Source organism: Pedobacter sp. Leaf176 (genome assembly GCF_001424305.1).
Taxonomy (GTDB): Bacteria; Bacteroidota; Bacteroidia; order Sphingobacteriales; family Sphingobacteriaceae; genus Pedobacter.
The window spans coordinates 1-18,827 of sequence record NZ_LMPD01000003.1; the positions used below are offsets into that span (position 1 = coordinate 1).

Here is an 18,827-nt window from a genome sequence, read left to right on the forward strand (position 1 = left end):
TGTTGAAATTAAACGGTACAGCTGCTGAAAGCACCATGATTGCCAGCAACATGAAAAATGTAAAACTAGCTGACTTTGCCGCTTTAAAATCGGCCTCCTTTGCTTCTCAAGCCATCATGGAAGCGGAACTAAATGCAATGGTTTTAGCCAAATAGAAAATATAAACACACAAAAACTAAAGCTGCCCACCTCGGGCGGCTTTTTTTATTCACGTAAAACTAACCATCAATAAACCATCCTCAATCGCTACTTATTTAAGGAATGGGCATGAATCTCCAGCAATATTAAACTCTATGTATACGGCTATCTGAATACAATTTGCTTAAGTTAACCGCAGAAACCAGAGGATACCTCTGGGAGATTGTTATTGCTAAGTTTCAACTCGTAAAAAGAAATAAAGCAACTGTTAACTGCCTGCCCAAATAGAATACATCTTTATTTCGGTATGGTGAACCAAAATTCACTCCCCTCTCCCAACTTGCTGTAGACTCCGATTTCTCCGTTGTGTTTTTTTATAATTTCTGAAGATATATACAACCCTAAGCCGAGCCCAGAATACTGGCTGCCTTCAGCGTCCACCCGGTAGTAGCGGTCAAATAAATGTTCTGATTTTTCGGGGTCAATTCCAGGCCCGGAATCGATGACGGCAACGCGTATTTTTTCCCCTTCATCTGTCGCCCGCACCCGAATATCTCTGGCATTAGGCGCGTACTTAATTGCATTATTTACAAAATTTACAATGACCTGCTGGATACGTTCAAAATCCGCACGGATTTCGAGCTTCTTATCCCCTTCAACTATTAATTGGTGTTTGCCTTCCCGGTCAATGTTCACGCAACACTCCTCAACGGCCTGGGCAATATTGAAGGTACTAACCTTTAAATGCAGCTGACCTTCAGCCATTTTGCTTGCATTGAGTAAAGCGCCAATAAGGTCGTTAATTTTTCTCATGCTCTGGTTGGCCTGAGCGATGAGTTTTGAGAGTCTGGTATCCTCTTTAGGAAACATCCGGCCCATTAGCTGAAGGGTCCCGCTTAAAACGGTAACAGGTGTTTTGAGCTCATGGCTTGCAATACTGATAAAATCATCTTTATACCGGTCAGCTTTCTTTTCTTTAGAAATATCCTGCGCAGTTCCCATAAGCACTCTTGACTGATTGGGACCCACATTCAGCTTTGCCTGAAGCTTAACCCATTTACTATCTGTACCCTGTGAGACCACCCGCCCCGAAAATTCCAACTGTCTGGTTTCATTTATAGCGTCCAGTAGTAGAACAAGAGCCTGATCATCGCCTTCAATAAAACTGTTCACCAGATCAGATTTCTGAAGACCGTCACTGTCTTCTGAGCAGCCCAGAATCCTGGCAAAATCACCCGTATGGATTATTTTATCAGAATCCAGATCAAGCTCCCATATGGCCATGTTCGAATATTTTAAAGACATATTCAGCCGCTTCTGACTTTCTTCAAAATCCTTGAGGTAAGTGAAATCGTCCAATACTGTATAAGCGTACCTTGTCCCAGACTCTGTAAAAAGGATTGTAGTAATGTGAACCCAGACTAGCGCACCGTCTTTTTTCTTCAGGCATACATCAAGCTTGAAATTAGGCTTACCGTGCACCCACATGGCCTCTTGTAAATCTTTCCATTCAACTTTAAATTCCTCACATGCATACTCCATTATTTTTGTACCGCATATCTCAGATTTCTCATATCCAAGTAAGTCAACAAGGGCATCATTTACCTCAATGATGGTAAGATTATGGTCTATAATTTTAGTTGCGGCAGATGTAAGTGAAAAAATCGCTTTAAACCGCTGCTCACATTCGTTGAATTTCACTTGGAAGTCCGGTGATTTATGTTCTTCTTTCATTTCAAGCATAGCAACAATTATGTAAATGCAAATGTTTTAAACAAGCGCGAGCTTTTGAATTGATGGTGAGCTCTTATTACTATTGGCGATAAGTACGTTATCTTCTTGCCTTTTTTCCCACTGCAGCAGCATGAATGCCGTTTATAATGGCGTTCTGTTTTTTAATATTTCCTTACTCAGGTCAATCTTCATAAGTCGTTATTTCGAATTTCTCAATACATTAAGCCAGCTGGTAATTCAAATTCCTAAAACAAAAGCAGTACGACATATGCTGCAACGAGACCACATCTGCCCCTTAACTAAAAAAGGAGTAAACAATTTAATGTCTACCCCCTTGCCTAACCCAAAAAATACGCTTAATTGTGACACTCTCGCCTTTCACATCACAAATGTAAGGAGTATGAGGATGGTATTCTTTGTTCTCATTGTTCATTTGGCTGAATTTGGAATGTTCATCTTTCGTTCAGCCTAATTGAGCCTATTATAACCGGTTGGTTTCTCACCGCTCAGATCTCCGGCGATAAAACTTTCTTTCCTTTTTCTCCAAAGCGCCAACATGAAACCGATGGCAATAAAACTACCCAATACAGAAGGAAGGAATTGGCTATAAGGTTGATATTGGGGAAAAACGGTTCCGCTGAAGGCAGATAAAAGACCGCTGAAGGCGCTGACCATTTTAAGTATATGTTCATGCAACCAAAACTTATGATATTGATTTGCAGGAATTAAATACCGACCAAAGTCATAACCCACTGCCAGAATCAGATAGCCAACCGTACTGTAAATAATGACCGGTGACCAGATCATGCCGCGCGCTATAAAATAAAAAAAGAAAAACGATACTGAACCCAAAGCCAAAATACCCATCATGATATCTAAAAGCTTAGGATTGTTTGACCGATTTTTGACCGATCTAAATCCCGAAAAGCCCATATACCCACTCAAAGTGGTAATGACCAATAAAAAGTTGTTACGATTAAAAATAAACACACCAATCAAACCAGTCAGAATCACTACGCCAAGCAGGGCAAGGAAAATTCGTCCAAAAATGAGATGGAACCGGCCACCCTTCGCCTTTATTAAAATTACAAGTCCGACAGCGAGTGCAAGAGAACCCGCTGATACATGAATAATGATATTACTTTTATGTAGCGCTGAAATAATTTCCATCTGGATTTTTCTGGCAAAGAACCCACATTATTAACTGTATTTCGCCCTATCCTACCCGATGGCACTTCTCTATCGGTACATTTTTTGGTATTCACTAGGTCCCATACCAACCTGCTGCTTAAAAATTCGGTTAAAAGCAGATTTGGATCTAAAGCCGGAATCCAGTGCTATCCCCAGAATGGAGAGATGAGAAAAAGCAGGGTCCAGCAGTTTTTTCTTTACCTCCTCTACCCTATAGGCGTTAACGAAAGAAAAAAAGTTTCCGCCAGAATGCTGGTTTATCGCCTGAGAGAGTTGGTTCGGATTTACCGCAAGTTCTTCAGCAAGTTGTGAAAGGCTTAAATCCTCACGAAGAAACGCTTGCCGACTATCCATATGAGACAGCAATGCTAAAAAAATATTTTCCACCCGCACTGCGTCCAATCCCGACTTTTTATAAGGGACATCCAAATAACTGTCTTTATTTTTATCTTCAATTTTACTATCCGCTGCCGATAAGAGCAACATCCGCTGACGCAGACTGAAATAACCAATCAAAAAGCCCCAGATTGCAAGAACGGCACCAACGTATAGAAACATCTCATTCGCAGCAACCCACTCCCAGCTACCCAAGCGTATTAAGGAGAACAGCAAGATGAAGAGCACAGGAATGGTGATTGTCAGCCACTTTAACCAGTCGAGGTTTATCGTTTCAGTATAAGAATAATGATTTGGCAAATTTTTCTGGTAATCCATCAATACCGCAACACCCATTACCGCATAGACTCCGGGTACAATGGCCATTGGGATTGTAAAAAAATAAATGACCAAAGAAGAAACCTGAGTGGAAAAATGAGGATAGCCAAACTGCATGAAAATGTCCGCGGGATTAAAATATTTAAGGCTTAAGGCCAATAAGAGATAAACAAGCCATGGAACAATATAAAACGCAAGCCTGCAAGAATTTATTTTTCCACCAATCGAAAGCTGCACAATATAATGATACATTATTGGCGCACTCAATAGCGGTATAGAGAATCCAACAATCCCAAAATAACCATTCAAGAGCGGACTGGACCCCAGTGAGTCATAATAGAAAAACAGCTGGAGACTCAGCAGAAACAGCCATAACATCAGCCAAAAATCATTCTGGTTATTTTTTTTCCAGATCTGGTGAAGAGATATCTGAAACAAAGCCTGGACTGCTGCAGCGAATATGATGGATCTAAAAAGCATTTGAATTGTTGGCAGCCCTGAAACTACCATTCGTTTTTTGATATAATCAAGAAGTTTAAAAAAAACATACTTGGTGTCAATTATCCGACTACCAGCAATAAACTATTTACTAACCTTTAGTAAAATGCAGCTTTAATATCCTCAAAATTGATGGTGTATAAATAGCAAGGATAATATTTGATCCATTCCGATTTCAACGGTTTCCAATACGTTCCCTAAATTAACTAATATGAAATTACACCTGAAATCTCCCTTATTATCTGATTATTAAATTCTTTGCACAAGATGAAGTTCCGTTGATTTTACCTTAGAATCAAAAATTTTTCCAATTTATTCCAAATAAATCCGATTCTCGAAGACCTAAACGAAAAGGTATAAAAGTGCAAACAGCGATATTTAAATTTGCAATTTATAAATCTGTTCGCTTCATTTAGCGATTGTATAATTATATAGTAGAGATTGTTGTTTGATTTGGCTTCTTCTCTTCAAGTTTAATCTTAAGGTTAGCCATATCATGATCAACTTTCTTGTCAACGATTTTCGCATAATGCTGAGTTGTTCTAATATTCTTGTGACCGAGCATTTTACTTACCCTCTCAATTGGAACATCGTTCATTAATGTGATTGCAGTTGCGAAAGTATGCCTCGCTAAATGAAATGTCAGGGTATTATGAAAGCCACATCTTTACTCACCTCACATATGCCATATTTGTCAAAAAAGCCACTAAATCGCAAAAAACAAAACCCTTCAAATCATTGATTTGCAGGGTTTTAGTGTTTTTTGGTGTATTTTGTTACTGATTCCAGTGGAGCCGAAGGGAGTCGAACCCTTGTCCAGTTGTGAGATAACTTATACCTTCTACATGCTTATTTTTCAGTTAATTTTCGGGACTTAAACGGGCTGAAAACCGACCTTATTTAAATCCTTAGGTACTTTATCTCACCTTAAGCCATACCTTCTTAAGGCCAGCATTGTTATTTCGATGCTCCTGATTCTAACCTAACAATGCAGCAGTTAGAGGAACAAAAGCTATGCTAGTTCTAAACTAGGCAGCTAAGGCGTAAGTATTTTCGCCAATTATTGTTTTGAACGTTCTCTTTTAAGTGCTCTCCGTACAACGCACTGCATGCTAATATAACCTTCGCCACCCTGTCAAATCCAAAAACGGCCCCAGGTTATGGTTTCGCAAAGCCCGCGAAACAGCCTGCAAATATACCAAAAAAGCAATAGAAAAAGAAGATGGCATTGCATTTTATGTTTCTAATTCATCTGAGCATCCAGCCGGTTCATAAAATCGTCGATATCAAAAGGCTTATGGATATAGTCTTCAGCATTGCAGCGGTTGTAATCCCCTGAATCTGAAAAGTTAGCCGACATCATTACAATGGGCATACTGGCTGTTGCTTTATCGGCCTTCAACTCGCAGCATAAATCGAGGCCATTACCATCGGGCAGCATTACATCTAGCAGAAACAAATTGGCGCCGAAGGCATAAGCCCCCTGCCTGAATTCCTGTATGTTTTTAAAATATTTTACTTCGTAATCCGGTTCCTCTAAAATAAAGCCGATAATTTCTCTAATGGATTCATTATCCTCCAGCACACATATTCGCTTGCCCATATTAATACTTTTTGATTTTAAGAAAACCCCAACAATTGGATAATGTTTTGTTTTACAGCAGGTTTAAACCATTTGCCTTATAATACACCTGGTTTTAAAGAAATCAGATTCTTACCGCGTTATAAATAAAAAACGCATTAAGTACAATGTAAAGCGTAAGCAGTAGCCAGGCAAATCTGTTATCGAATTTAGTGGCCCTTGCCTGTTTGTTCTTTTTAATGAGGCTTAGGGAAATTGCCGTAGAAATAATGGTGGCGAGTATAAAGAGCAGGGTAATGCCATGCAGGGTATCGACGAGGGTAAACGTTACGGTATCTGGTAGTGAGCCATCAATAATGTATTTGTTACCGATTACAGCGAACAGGGAGCCAACGCTTAATCCAAACCTCGAATCGATGCTGTCTGCGTGTATAAAGAAGCACATAAAGGAAATTAAAAAAGCCACATACATACCCAGAAACATTTTGCAGAACAAGCCAAAAGCATCGCGGCTTATCCCAACCTTTACTTTAACGCTGCTGTAAGCGGTTCTTGCCGGCTTTATGCTTTCATCGCCAAAGCCGGTTTCATATATTTTTGTCCCGGCAGTTACCTTCAGGCTGTCGATATCCCATCCGCGCAGCGTAAAACGCGGATCGTATTGCTTGCCAACGGTATCGGGCACAAAGACAAGCGAACCCGAATCGAATTGGGAATTTTCGACAGATAAACGCAATACCTGGTGATCGAAAGGAAAATTGTTGATGCTCCAGGAATCTTTCATGACACACTGCACCTTCATTAAGAGGTAGGTTTCCGCATTAATGGTATCGATTGTAGAAAATGACTTGGTTACTTCCTTCGCCTGTGGAATTTCGAGGTTTTCGACAAAGTTGAAAGACTTGTTTTTGTATTTTAACCACAACCAGAAATCGATGGTATATTCCTTATCTTTAAAATTGATGTCGTGGATGCTGGTTACATAAATACCAGTTTTTACGGTATCGGGTGCCTGCTCCTGCCCTGTTGCGGCGAAACTAACATAAAAAATTAGAAAAACTAAGATGGAGTACCTCATCGTATGGCCGGCAACTACAAGTCAGAATAATCTGCCGGGTAAAGGAACAGCGTTACATTTTTGGAAACATTGTGCTGGTACTGCGGCAGGCCGCTTATCTTTTTATAATCGTCGCCAAAGGCGGCCCAGTGTTTATCCCGATCTGCCTTGTTGTTAAAGCTGGTCATGTACATCAGGTTTGGCATTTTACTGCCGGATATAACCTGTCCGTAAAAAACCGCGTTGAAGTCTAGCTTAGTAAAAATGGCCACCTCATAATCGTTAAACATGCCGATTTTATTGGCCGACAGGTTTTCAGTAGCCGCTTCATAGCTCCTCAATTCGTAAACCCTTTCGCTTTTTGGCAAGCTTAAGTTTGGAACCGCGTAGCCGGGCATTGCAGAAAATGCCTTGAGCAAAGTGGATTCTATGCGGGTGTAGGGTGCTTCGTTGTAAGCGGCATTTAAATAGGCCGAACCGGCCTGCAGGTATTGTGCATCTTTAGTTAAAGTTTCATTCAGCTTTAAAAAATCATCCATTCTCTTGAAAGGAATAAAAACATAGATTAGTTGCTCGAGCGTATCCTTTGCAATTGGCTTAAACACACCAACGTTTTGGATACCCGCACGGTGTGCCGCCGGGATAAATGCATTTTTAAGGTAGGCATCTACAACGGCTTCCTGTGCCGGTGTTTTTAAATGGTATATTTTTATCTGGTAATAATAGGGTACCTTTGCGGCAGATGCATTAAAGTTTGCAACCATTAATAAGGTGGCAAGAATGGATAATTTGTTTAACAGAGATTTCAAAATATAATGGTTTAATGGTTAGCTGTTTACGCCCATGGCGTATAAAATAATGTTCACACCGAATTTGGTATTATCTTCGGCGAGGAAACGTTTGTTGCGGAAATCATAATCCCATTCGCAACCATAATCCTTATTGCTGTATAAAACACCAATCCGGTTGTTAATTGTTATGGCTTTAAGATAATCGTGCACCAGATCGTCGCCCCAGCCATTTAATTCGAATGAGGTGGTTGGTGGCCCTTTCTCAAATTTAAAAAAGGAATTGTAAATACCATGGTTATTCGGAATCTTTTTAAGGGCACCTTGGCCAAACAGGTTGGCCATCTGCGTTTCAAAAGACCGCGCAAATAAACCGTCTATATCATGGTTACAATCGTCTACAAAAACAAAGCCTCCGTTTTGCACGTAGGTTTTAAAATTAATGGCTTCCTGTTTGCTAAACTGAACCAGTTTATGCCCGCTCAGGTAGCAAAAAGGATATTTAAAGATGTCTGGTGTAGACAGGTCAACAATTTTTTCGGCTTCATCCAATGGGATGGTCGTATATTCCAAAAGTGAATTTAAGATGTTGGAAGGCATGCGCTGGTCGGTATCCCAATCACCGGAATTGTATTTTAACCTGGCAAATGTAAACTTCGTTCTTTGCATCGCCACTAAATTAAGTTCAATTTTCTGCTTCTCCGGTTTTTTTAGAGATAATCTTGTAAATTTTTTGATATTCTTTTCACTCAACTTAAAATATAGGCCTTTAAGCGCTATATTAACAGCATTATCTCACCCATTAAAAATTAAACCGTTTTGGAGCGTTCAGAAAACAACCTAAAAGTATTAATCGATAAAATCTCGCTGTTAAAAGACGAAATACAGAAAGTAATTGTAGGGCAAGATGTTATTATAGAAGAAATGTTAATTGCATTAATGGCCGGCGGCCATTGTCTTTTAGAAGGTGTACCCGGTTTAGCTAAAACTTTGATGGTAAAAACCATGTCGCAGGCTTTGGATCTCTCCTTCCGGAGGATTCAGTTTACGCCCGATTTAATGCCGACAGATATTGTGGGAACGGAGATCCTGGAGGAAGACCATGTAACAGGCAAGCGGTTTTTCAAATTTAATAAGGGACCGTTGTTTGCCAATATTGTTTTGGCAGATGAAGTGAACCGGACGCCGCCGAAAACACAATCGGCACTTTTGGAAGCGATGCAGGAATTTGAGGTTACCTATGGCGGACAAACCTACCCCTTAGACCGGCCGTTTTTTATACTTGCCACACAAAACCCGATTGAACAGGCCGGCACCTATCCCCTTCCGGAGGCGCAGCTAGATCGTTTTCTTTTGTACATTAAAATAGGCTACCCTACGGCCCAGGAAGAAGCAAAGATTTTAAGCAGCACCACAGGAAGTAAAAAAGCAGTCATCAACCCGATTATCGGCGCGGAAGAAATCAAAGAATTGCAGGCAATAACCAGGGAAATCAGCATCAGCGATGATTTGGTGACTTATGTAAGTGAGCTCATCCGTGCAACCCGGCCAGATACAAGTCCAGTGGCTTTTGTTAAAGAATGGGTACGTTGGGGCGCGGGGCCACGGGCTGGCCAGGCCTTAATTTTAACAGCAAAAGCAAGGGCCTTATTCAAAGGCAGGTACGCCGTTATTTTAGAAGATTTGCAAACAATGGCCTACCCCGTACTTCGCCATAGGGTTTTAATGAACTTTAAGGCCGAAGCCGAAAATGTATCGGCTGATAAAGTAACTGACGAATTGATCAAGGCAATTTCGAAACCAAAAGCCAGCATCTAATGAGTAAACTACTCGATCCGAAAGTATTAATGGCCATTAAGGAACTGAATTTATCGGCAAAGATGACGATTGACGGTTTTATGAACGGCATTAACAAAAGCACAATTAAGGGCGCCGGATTGGAGTTCAGCCAATACAGGAGTTACCAGCCGGGCGATGATTTAAGGTCGCTGGATTGGAAAATGTTTGCCCGGTCTGACCGCTATTACATTCGCGAATCGGAAGTTGAAACCAATATTGCAGTTCGTATTCTGATTGATGCCAGCGCCTCAATGAACCACAGCGATGGTGATTTTACGAAAATAGATTATGCGAAATACCTCGGCGCTTCATTAGCCTATTTAGCAAATTTACAAGGTGATGCAATCGGATTATACGTTTTCCGGAATTCGGGAATTTTCTCCATGACGCCTAAACAGGATTTTCAACATCTGGCCAGGTTGTTTTATCAACTGGAAAGTATAAATCCCGATGGCAATTTTACCCAACCCATACACTACAAGGAACTGTTTGCAGGCAGCCAGAAAAGGGAACTCCTGGTTTTCGCGACAGATTTATACCAGAAAGAGGATGAAATCATTCACCTGCTTGATACTTTGAATACACTCAGACATGAAATTGTAGTTTTCCATGTGTTTGCAAGGAATGAACTTGATTTGGACTTTAAAGGTTACAGCACTTTCGAAGATTTGGAAACTGGCGAAACCATACAAATTGATCAAACAAAAGCAAGAAGGGTGTACAAAAGCAAGCTTGCAAATTACCTGGAAGAAACTCGCGTTAAAATGCTCGACAGAAGGATTTTCTACAGGACAATTTGTACCGATGAACCTTTAGACCAGGCTTTAAGGGATTTTTTAAAACAAAGAAGTAAACTTAGAATTTAGCCGTGCAGTTTTTATATCCCATAGGTTTATTGTCGCTTGCCGGTATAATTGTACCGCTCATCATTCACTTGTGGAATGTTAAACAAAGCAAAACGCTGAGAATTGGCAGCATAGCTTTATTAGCTGAAAGCGCCCCTGCGAGCTCGAAAAGTTTTAAAATAAACGATTGGCTTTTATTCCTGTTGCGCTGCCTGCTTATCCTCTTGGCCGCCTTTATTCTTGCACAGCCTTTTCTAAAAAGAATAGTTTCAGCGAAAAATACAGGTTGGATTTTAGTTGAAAAATCAAATTTTCCAGGGGTATATAAAGATAACCGCAAAGCCATTGATTCATTGACCAAGCTGGGTTATGAAATTCATGATTTCAACGTTGGTTTCAACAGGATAAACCTAAAGGATACAGCAAATACCGATAAAACCGATGCGAATTCATTGAGTTATACATCGCTGCTAAACCAGTTAAATATGCTCTTACCGTCGGGAAGCAAGGTATGCCTTTTTGCAGATGAGCGTTTGAGTACGATTGGCTACCAACTTCCTGAAATCTCTTATAAACTGAATTGGAACCCATTAAATCAGGCAGACACAATGAGCAGCTGGATAACGGATTATGCTGGGAAAAAGTACGAAGCAAAATCAAATCCATCCGCTACCGTTTACACGGCTATTAATACCGATGTACCGCCACTTAAAGTGGCCGTTTACGAAGCTTCGGGAAACGCAGACAGAAAATATTTAATCGCTGCCCTAAATGCAATTGCCGGTTTCAGCGGAAGGCAACTGGAACTTAATCCAAATGGAAAAGTTGCAATCGGTTTCTGGTTATCTGATGAGCCTGTCTCAGTAGATTTCAAATCTGCCATTGATACAAATGGAAGCTTATTTCAATATGAGAAAGGAAAAGTAATTACAGAAAATTCTTTCTTAAATATGGAGGGTAAAAAAATCCCTTTTACGAAGCGGATTGAAACACCGAAATCTTTAAAGAAAACCTGGACAGATGGTTTTGGAAACAGCATTTTAGCCATTGAACATAGTAATAGAGCAACAGTATATCATTTTTACAGCCGTTTAAACCCACAATGGAATCAATTGGTATGGGATGAAGTTTTTGTTAAAGCCTTGATGCCAATTGTACTCAATAATGAAAAAGTGGAAGATTTTGGCTTTGAAGATAATAAAGCAGACCAAAGGCGATTTGCCCTGAGCCAAAGCAGGATCATTCAAGATAATAAAATGGCAGCTGCGACTAAAACCAATCGAAATGAACCGCTTAGTAAAATATTCTGGATTGTTGGTTTTGTAATTTTTATTGCCGAACGTATTTTATCCTACAGGAAAAAAAATATAGTGTATGTTAAAAACTGAAGGACAAAATTGGATTCATAGCTTAAGAATGAAGTGGATAACGCTTCATCTAGTCCTGGCTTTTGTAATTAGCCTTGCAATCGCGCTGGTTTTGTCGGCAGTTGCAGTTACCTTACTGCACCTGCCTTTGTTAATCTCCGCAGTCATTTTCGCTGTTGTATTGGTCACTGCCTTATTTGCCTATCCAATATGGAAAACAAAGGATAGGGATTTCTGTAGGTATGCTAACAATAAATATCCCGAATTAGAGGAAAGCGCCGATTTATTTCTGCAAAATCCGGCGGAGTTATCGATGCTGCAGCAATTACAGCTCAGCAGGATAGAACATAGAATTGCTCAAATTGGTGGGCCAAAAGAACCGCTTAAAAGGCTTTATGTTGGCTTCGCCATCCTTTTAGCTGGTATATTAATGAGTTTTGCCATCACCAAAATCCCACAAGTCCAAAAAGTATATCAATCCAATGCTTCGAAACATGAAGCCCTTCCTGTGATAAAAGAAAATATTCCTGCTGAAATTTCAGATTTCAGCGCAACAATAATTCCGCCTGCCTATACCGGGCAACCTGAACGCCGGCAAAAGCAGTTTTCAATTAAGGCAGAAACCGGTGCTAAAATCAACTGGACAATTGAAACCAATATTGCCATCAAAAAATTGAAAATCATTTTTAATGATAAGGAATCGATTTCACTTAAACCTATTAATAACGAGCGAACCAGCTGGTTCTTTTCTAAAAACATAGAAAAATCGGGTTTTTACCAATTGGATTTAGACGGTAAAAAATCAGACTTATACCAATTGGAGGCTGTTGCGGATCTGCCTGTAACGATTAAAATAACGCAACCTAAACAACATACCACCATCGATATCGGCCAGCCACAAAGAATCACTTTAAAGGCGGCTTTAACGGATGACTACGGTATTAACGATGCCTTTATTTCAGCCACGCTGGCAAGTGGAAAAGGGGAAGGCGTTAGTTTCACGGAGCAGAAATTAAGTTTCAATACCCGTTTTAACAACCAAAAAAATATCGCTTTAAGCAAGCAAATCGATTTGAAAAGCCTCGGTATGAAACCTGGCGATGAACTTTACTTTTTTATTAAAGCGATGGATAACCATGGCCAGTCCAGCCGTTCGGATGTCTATTTTGTTTCCATTGTGGATACGACCGAGCTCATGAGTATGGCCGGTATGACCAATGGCGTAAACCTGGTTCCGGAATATTTCAGAAGTCAAAGGCAGATCATTATTGACACAGAAAAATTATTAAAAGAACAATCCACGCTTTCTGCTGCTATTTTTAAAACCCGTAGTAACGATTTAGGGATCGATCAAAAGCTATTGAGGTTACGTTATGGCCAGTTTTTGGGCGAAGAGAATGAAACCGAAATTGGTGGTGATCACGACGACCATGATGAACATACTGAAGGCAAGAGCGAGCAGGAAAAATTCGGTGATGTTACGGCAATTATGGATAAATATGCGCACAAACACGATATCGCAGAAGACGCAACTTTTTTCGAACCGGAAATGAAAGCGCAATTAAAGGCCGTTTTAACGGAAATGTGGAATTCAGAGTTGCGTTTAAGAACTTACAAACCGCAGGAAGCATTGCCTTACGAGTATAAAGCATTGAGGTTATTAAAAGATTTGCAGCAAAAATCGAGGGCTTATGTGGCCAAAACTACGGTTAAAACGGCCACATTAAAACCCGAAAAACGACTTAGCGGTGAACTGGATAAAATAACACAACCCGTTCAACAAATGTCGGCAGCGCAGAAAGACCTGAGAACTGGAAATCTAAAAATTGCACTGGCCTTATTGGAAAGCCGGAAATCGGGCAAAAGATTTGCAGAAGTGGATAGATTTTTATTGAGCGACACAGAAAAATATATGATTGGCGCAGCGGCAGATAATCCTGCGACTTACCTGAATGCATTGGCGAGTTTGAGGCGGCTATCTGGAAGTAAAACGCTGCAAATAAAAGATGTTGATGTTGTTCAACAGGCGATACAAAAAATGATTAAAGGTGAATCGGCAAGGCCGCAAATAAAAACTGCGCTTCCTGCATCAGCATTGTATCAAAACTATTTTAATAACCTTAACAGAGCAGGCCGGTAAATATGGAATTCAAATATATTGTTCTGATTTTATCGATGCTTTTAATGGTTTTTATGCTGTATAAAGAAATCAACAAGACTAAGAAAGCCAGGTTGTTCTGGCGAATTCTGGCGAGTATCCTGGCTGTTTCCTGTTTCGCTTTACTTGTTATTCCAATAAAATACAATTCAAGCTTAAAGCAAAACGCCAACGAAATTACCTTGATTACCGAAGGCACCCACCCTGATACTTTAGCGAGGGTCTCGGGAACAAAATATGCATTGGACTCCTCAGGTTCAAAAAGTAATAAGCTAATTTTTATTCCAGACCTCTCCTATTTTCTTGCCACTCATAAAGACGTTAGAAAAGTCAACATTTACGGTAATGGATTGCCTGATGAGGAATTGGAAAACTTAATCGGTTATGAGTTAAATTTTCATCCATCAGAAATTCCAACCGGGATAATTTCCGCCAACTGGCAAGCCGAAATAAAAACCACAGAACAGCTTACTGTCCAGGGTATTTACCAAAACCGCAGTAAAAAAAATGTTAAGCTCTTACTTAAAGGATTGGGAACATCGATTGATTCCATTTCTGTTGATGGTAAATCCAACAAAAGCTTTTCTTTCAAAACCCGTCCAAAGCAAACCGGCAAAGCCATTTATCAATTAATTTCTTTTCAGGGGCAAGATACCCTTGCTAAAGAACCTGTTCCTTTCGCAGTGGGCGAGCAAACGCCGATGAAGATTTTGATACTGGCTTCGTTCCCGGATTTTGAATATAAATTTTTAAAAAAGTGGCTTTATGATAATCAATATTCTTTAGCGTTCAGAAGCCAGATAAGCAAAAATAAATACAGCTCGGATTTCCTGAATATGGATAAGCTGAACTTAAATCAAATTAACGGTAGCTCGTTAAGAAAGTTCGATGTTTTGATAATTGATGAAGAAGAACTTGCTGCAATTACACCAGTTGAAAGAGCTGCCATAGATAATGCGGTGAACACTGGCCTGGGTTTATTTATCAGGATTTCAAATTCAAAACCGTTAACACCATTAAGCGGCAGATTCGGTAGGGTTGAATCGCCGGCTGCGAAAGATAAACAACTCAACCTGGCAATTAAAAACGAGCAGTATAAATTTAGTAAATTACCATTAGAACAAACCTTGTATTTAAAACCTTCGCAAAATGACCAGGCTTTGGTTGCTGATGCAAGTGGAAAAATTTTAGTTAACAGTACCATCAAAGGCTCAGGAAAAATTTTGATATCTTCTTTGAGTACCACTTTCAACTGGTTACTTGCTGGCAAAATAAACGATTATACCACTTACTGGTCGGATATTTTATCGAAAGCAGCAAGGAAGAAAATTGAAGTTCAAACGTTAAAAATCGTTCCTCAGTTTGCATCCGTAAATAAACAGGCCAGGTTTATCGTCGACCTCAGTACACCAGGAAAAATCCCGACCTTAAAAATAGAGGAAACAAAATTAGCCCCGCGGCAAAACATTGAACTTCCTTTTGAATGGGATGCTACTTTTTGGCCGACAAGAGCAGGATGGAATAATCTTTCGATAAATCAATCCAACGAATCTTTCTTTATTTACGAAAAAGAGGACTGGCTGGCATTAAAAAACCAGCAAACCCTAAATTCCACATTAAATTTTTTAGACAAATCCAACAACAAAGAAGCAAAAACCACAACAACGGCGATCATTGTACAGGAAAACCTTTCTCCATGGTGGTTTTTTATGGGGTTTTTAATCGCTTCCGCCTATTTATGGTTCGAATCTAGGATTATGGATAGAAAATAATTTGAAACTAAAATGTTATAATCCAATATGCCAATTTTAGCTCACAATTGGCTATCTTGGAAACGTAAATCACCTAAACTGAACCAATTGAAAAGAAAAGATTTCCTTTATTTATCCGGAATGGGCATGGGCGCTTTGCTGCTTCCCGACCTTTCCGCATTCGGAACTCCAATAGATCCATTACAGGCGTTGGATGGAGTTGATGTAAAAATTAAAAAAGAGCTTGCAGATGTTGCGTTGAATGCTGCAAAATCCAAAGGGGCAACCTATGCTGACATTCGTATCGGCCGCTACCTGAACCAGTTTGTTGCAACCCGCGAAAAGCGTGTTCAAGGCGTAGCAAATACAGAATCTTATGGTGTCGGCATCCGTGTACTGGCCAATGGCTGCTGGGGTTTCGCTGCAACAAATAATGTAACGAAAGATTCTATCGCCAAAGCCGCAGAACAAGCGGTTGCCGTTGCTAAAGCCAATTCAAAAATTCAGGGCGAACCTGTTCAGCTTGCCCCTCAAAAAGGTTATGGCGAAGTGAGCTGGAAAACACCAATTGAAATTAATGCTTTTGAAGTTCCTGTTAAGGAGAAAGTAGATTTGCTTTTAAATGTGAATGATGTCGCCATGCAGAATGGTGCAAACTTCGTCAATTCAGTCATATTTGCAGTTAATGAGCAGAAATACTTTGCATCCACAGATGGTTCATACATCGACCAGGATGTTCACCGCATTTATCCAAACTTCAATGTAACCCGGATCGACAGGGCGTCAGGACAATTCAAAACCCGTAACTCACTGAGTTCTCCAATGGGAAAAGGTTACGAGTATATGCATGCCCGTCCGGAAGATAAAGTGAGTGGCATTGTTACCCGTTACAAAGGCCGTTATGATATGCTTGAGGATGTTAAGGAGGCTGCCCGCGTTGCATCAGAAAAAATAAAAGCAAAATCTGTTGAACCGGGTAAATACGACCTGGTATTAGATCCTTCTCACCTTTGGTTAACCATTCACGAATCCGTTGGTCACCCTACGGAATTAGACCGCGTACTGGGCTACGAAGCAAATTACGCCGGTACAAGTTTCTTAACCCTGGATAAATGGGAATCGAAGAAATTCAAATTTGGTAGCGATAAAGTAAATATTGTGGCCGATAAAACCCAGGTTGGTTCCTTAGGCGCTGTTGGTTATGACGATGAAGGGGTAAAATGCAAAAAATGGGATTTGATTAAGGATGGTATGTTGGTAAGTTACCAGGCCATTCGCGATCAGGCACATATTATTGGCCTGACAGAATCAAACGGCTGTTGCTATTCACAAGGCTGGGACGATGTTCAGTTTCAGCGTATGCCGAACGTTTCACTTCAGCCTGGAAAAGAAAAGCTTTCGGTAGATGATATGATTAAAAATGTTGAAAAAGGCATTTATATTATTGGCGATGGTAGTTTTTCAATCGATCAGCAACGTTACAATTTCCAGTTTGGCGGACAAATTTTCTATGAAATTAAAGAAGGAAAAATTGTTGGCATGCTAAACGATGTGGCTTACCAGGCAAATACACAGGAGTTTTGGAATTCCTGTAATGCAATTTGCGATGAAAGTGATTATCGTTTAGGCGGTTCTTTTAACGATGGAAAAGGACAACCAAGCCAGAGTAGTGCCGTTTCTCACGGAAGTTCGACTACAAGATTTAACGGAGTTAATGTTATTAATACAGCAAGAAAAATATAATTATGGCCCTATTAAGTAAAGAAGAAGCCCAGGCAATTTTAAAAAAGGTAGTCGGTTTTTCAAAAGCCGATTTTTGCGAAGTAAGCTTAAGAGGTTCTGATGGCGGAAACATTCGTTATGCCCGCAATGCGGTATCAACAGCAGGACAAATCAGTACCATGAGTTTAGGTGTAAGCTCAACTTATGGAAAAAAAACAGGTTCGGCAACGATTAACGAATTCGATGACGCATCGCTTGAAAAAGTGGTTCGACGAGCTGAAGAGCTGGCGATGCTTGCCCCGGAAAATCCAGAGTTCATGCCACTTTTAGGTCCGCAGACTTTTGCTGAATCAAAAACATTCAATGCAAATACCGCAGCCATGACGCCTGATACCAGGGCAGAAATGGTGGGTAAGAGTTTAAGCGTTTCCAAAGCGGCGGGTTTGGATGCTGCAGGTTTCCTGGAAAATTCGACCAGTTTCAACGCAGTAATGAATTCAAAAGGTTTATTTGCCTACAATAAAGGAACAAATGTATCTTTCTCGGTAACGGTTAGAAACAAGCAGGGAACCGGCTCAGGTTATGTAGAGCAGGATTTTAATGACCTCGCCAAAATGGATACACTTGCACTCAGTAAAATCGCAGCAAGCAAAGCTAACGGTTCAGCAGGCGCAAAAGCGATTGAACCTGGAAAATATACCGTAATTCTAGAACCACTTGCGGCCAGCGATATGCTTGGTAATATGTTCAGGGGGTTTGATGCCCGCAGTGCAGACGAAGGCAGAAGTTTTATGAGCAAAAAAGGTGGTGGCACCCGTTTAGGCGAACAACTCTTTTCGGAGAATGTAAACATCTATTCCGATCCCCTTAACCCGGAATTGCCGTCCTTAACCTGGACCGGAGACGGATTACCTGTAAAAAGAACACAATGGGTAGAGAAAGGTGTGGTTAAAAATTTATCTTATTCCAGGTATTGGGCTGCCCAGAAGAATGCTCAACCACTTCCTTTTAGCAGAAGCATTGTAATGGAAGGCGGAACGCAATCGCTTGAAGATTTAATCAAAAGTACAGAAAAAGGCATTTTAGTAACCCGTTTCTGGTACATACGTTCTGTGGATCCGCAAACGTTATTACTTACAGGTTTAACACGAGACGGTACTTTTTACATCGAAAATGGCGAAATCAAATTCCCGATTAAGAACTTCAGGTTTAATGAAAGTCCGGTTATTATGCTTAACAATGTTGAAGCATTGGGCAAACCGGTAAGAACTGGAAGCGGACTGATTCCGCCGATGAAAATCCGCGATTTTACCTTCACATCCTTATCAGATGCGATTTAAATAAGTCGTCATTCGACCGTAGTAATAAAGTCGTCATTTCGATAAAAAATTCGTCATTTCGACCGCAGTGGAGAAATCTTTTACACTGGAGTTATCTTGTAAA

General features: G+C 40.3%; 15 protein-coding genes and 1 other RNA gene. 7 read left to right on the top strand and 9 right to left on the bottom strand.

What is annotated here, in order from left to right:
- Positions 1-435: 435 nt before the first annotated feature.
- From ASF92_RS08830 to ASF92_RS08865, 9 genes are all read right to left on the bottom strand, one after another.
- A complete protein-coding gene (locus ASF92_RS08830) occupies positions 436-1,839 on the bottom strand; it encodes a PAS domain-containing sensor histidine kinase (RefSeq protein ID WP_197413261.1) in 1,404 nt (467 codons plus the stop codon).
- Positions 1,840-2,340: 501 nt separating this feature from the next.
- Entirely contained in the window at positions 2,341-3,042 is a 702-nt protein-coding gene (locus tag ASF92_RS08840; protein WP_056091150.1) for a hypothetical protein, read from the bottom strand.
- A 69-nt stretch (positions 3,043-3,111) separates the two neighbouring features.
- The gene (locus tag ASF92_RS08845; RefSeq protein WP_056091152.1) at positions 3,112-4,287 is read right to left on the bottom strand and encodes an AraC family transcriptional regulator; all 1,176 of its coding nucleotides are present in this window, start codon (positions 4,285-4,287) and stop codon (positions 3,112-3,114) included.
- 415 nt (positions 4,288-4,702) lie between these two features.
- A complete protein-coding gene (locus ASF92_RS20785; RefSeq protein WP_082489512.1) occupies positions 4,703-4,921 on the bottom strand; it encodes a tyrosine-type recombinase/integrase in 219 nt (72 codons plus the stop codon).
- Between the two features lie 140 nt (positions 4,922-5,061).
- Positions 5,062-5,430: a transfer-messenger RNA gene (ssrA, locus tag ASF92_RS20790) on the bottom strand.
- An 88-nt stretch (positions 5,431-5,518) separates the two neighbouring features.
- Positions 5,519-5,878 carry a response regulator transcription factor gene (locus ASF92_RS08850; protein ID WP_056091154.1) on the bottom strand — a complete coding sequence of 120 codons (360 nt, stop codon included), beginning with the start codon at positions 5,876-5,878 and terminating at the stop codon, positions 5,519-5,521.
- A gap of 103 nt (positions 5,879-5,981) precedes the next feature.
- Complete coding sequence (locus tag ASF92_RS08855; protein ID WP_056091156.1) at positions 5,982-6,935, bottom strand: hypothetical protein; 954 nt, start codon at positions 6,933-6,935, stop codon at positions 5,982-5,984.
- A gap of 14 nt (positions 6,936-6,949) precedes the next feature.
- Complete coding sequence (locus tag ASF92_RS08860) at positions 6,950-7,723, bottom strand: NIPSNAP family protein (RefSeq protein ID WP_231729782.1); 774 nt, start codon at positions 7,721-7,723, stop codon at positions 6,950-6,952.
- A gap of 18 nt (positions 7,724-7,741) precedes the next feature.
- Positions 7,742-8,371, bottom strand: a complete 630-nt coding sequence (locus ASF92_RS08865; protein ID WP_056093196.1) for a DUF4159 domain-containing protein — start codon at positions 8,369-8,371, stop codon at positions 7,742-7,744.
- 150 nt (positions 8,372-8,521) lie between these two features.
- Here ASF92_RS08865 and ASF92_RS08870 point away from each other — a divergent pair, with 150 nt between their 5' ends.
- The 7 genes from ASF92_RS08870 to ASF92_RS08900 all read left to right on the top strand — a co-directional run bounded on the left by ASF92_RS08870 (position 8,522) and on the right by ASF92_RS08900 (position 18,724).
- Positions 8,522-9,520 carry a MoxR family ATPase gene (locus ASF92_RS08870; protein ID WP_056091160.1) on the top strand — a complete coding sequence of 333 codons (999 nt, stop codon included), beginning with the start codon at positions 8,522-8,524 and terminating at the stop codon, positions 9,518-9,520.
- On the top strand, positions 9,520-10,407 hold the full coding sequence (locus tag ASF92_RS08875; protein WP_056091164.1) for a DUF58 domain-containing protein: 888 nt from the start codon (positions 9,520-9,522) through the stop codon (positions 10,405-10,407). The genes ASF92_RS08870 and ASF92_RS08875 overlap by 1 nt, the downstream gene beginning before the upstream one ends.
- Before the next feature lie 2 nt (positions 10,408-10,409).
- Complete coding sequence (locus ASF92_RS08880) at positions 10,410-11,774, top strand: BatA domain-containing protein (protein ID WP_056091166.1); 1,365 nt, start codon at positions 10,410-10,412, stop codon at positions 11,772-11,774.
- Positions 11,761-13,893 carry a hypothetical protein gene (locus tag ASF92_RS08885; RefSeq protein ID WP_056091169.1) on the top strand — a complete coding sequence of 711 codons (2,133 nt, stop codon included), beginning with the start codon at positions 11,761-11,763 and terminating at the stop codon, positions 13,891-13,893. Before ASF92_RS08880 ends, ASF92_RS08885 begins: the two co-directional genes overlap by 14 nt.
- Before the next feature lie 2 nt (positions 13,894-13,895).
- A complete protein-coding gene (locus ASF92_RS08890) occupies positions 13,896-15,683 on the top strand; it encodes a hypothetical protein (protein WP_056091172.1) in 1,788 nt (595 codons plus the stop codon).
- Between the two features lie 87 nt (positions 15,684-15,770).
- Entirely contained in the window at positions 15,771-17,405 is a 1,635-nt protein-coding gene (locus tag ASF92_RS08895) for a TldD/PmbA family protein (protein ID WP_056093199.1), read from the top strand.
- Positions 17,406-17,407: 2 nt separating this feature from the next.
- Complete coding sequence (locus ASF92_RS08900) at positions 17,408-18,724, top strand: TldD/PmbA family protein (protein WP_056091175.1); 1,317 nt, start codon at positions 17,408-17,410, stop codon at positions 18,722-18,724.
- Positions 18,725-18,827: the final 103 nt, after the last annotated feature.

What these genes read in the sequence shown, in the direction of transcription:
- ASF92_RS08840 (WP_056091150.1), bottom strand. Translation starts at nt 3,042, where the DNA reads ATGGAAATTATTTCAGCGCTACATAAAAGTAATATCATTATTCATGTA.
- ASF92_RS08845 (WP_056091152.1), bottom strand. Translation starts at nt 4,287, where the DNA reads ATGGTAGTTTCAGGGCTGCCAACAATTCAAATGCTTTTTAGATCCATC.
- ASF92_RS08850 (WP_056091154.1), bottom strand. Translation starts at nt 5,878, where the DNA reads ATGGGCAAGCGAATATGTGTGCTGGAGGATAATGAATCCATTAGAGAA.
- ASF92_RS08855 (WP_056091156.1), bottom strand. Translation starts at nt 6,935, where the DNA reads ATGAGGTACTCCATCTTAGTTTTTCTAATTTTTTATGTTAGTTTCGCC.
- ASF92_RS08865 (WP_056093196.1), bottom strand. Translation starts at nt 8,371, where the DNA reads ATGCAAAGAACGAAGTTTACATTTGCCAGGTTAAAATACAATTCCGGT.
- ASF92_RS08875 (WP_056091164.1), top strand. Translation starts at nt 9,520, where the DNA reads ATGAGTAAACTACTCGATCCGAAAGTATTAATGGCCATTAAGGAACTG.
- ASF92_RS08885 (WP_056091169.1), top strand. Translation starts at nt 11,761, where the DNA reads ATGTTAAAAACTGAAGGACAAAATTGGATTCATAGCTTAAGAATGAAG.
- ASF92_RS08890 (WP_056091172.1), top strand. Translation starts at nt 13,896, where the DNA reads ATGGAATTCAAATATATTGTTCTGATTTTATCGATGCTTTTAATGGTT.
- ASF92_RS08900 (WP_056091175.1), top strand. Translation starts at nt 17,408, where the DNA reads ATGGCCCTATTAAGTAAAGAAGAAGCCCAGGCAATTTTAAAAAAGGTA.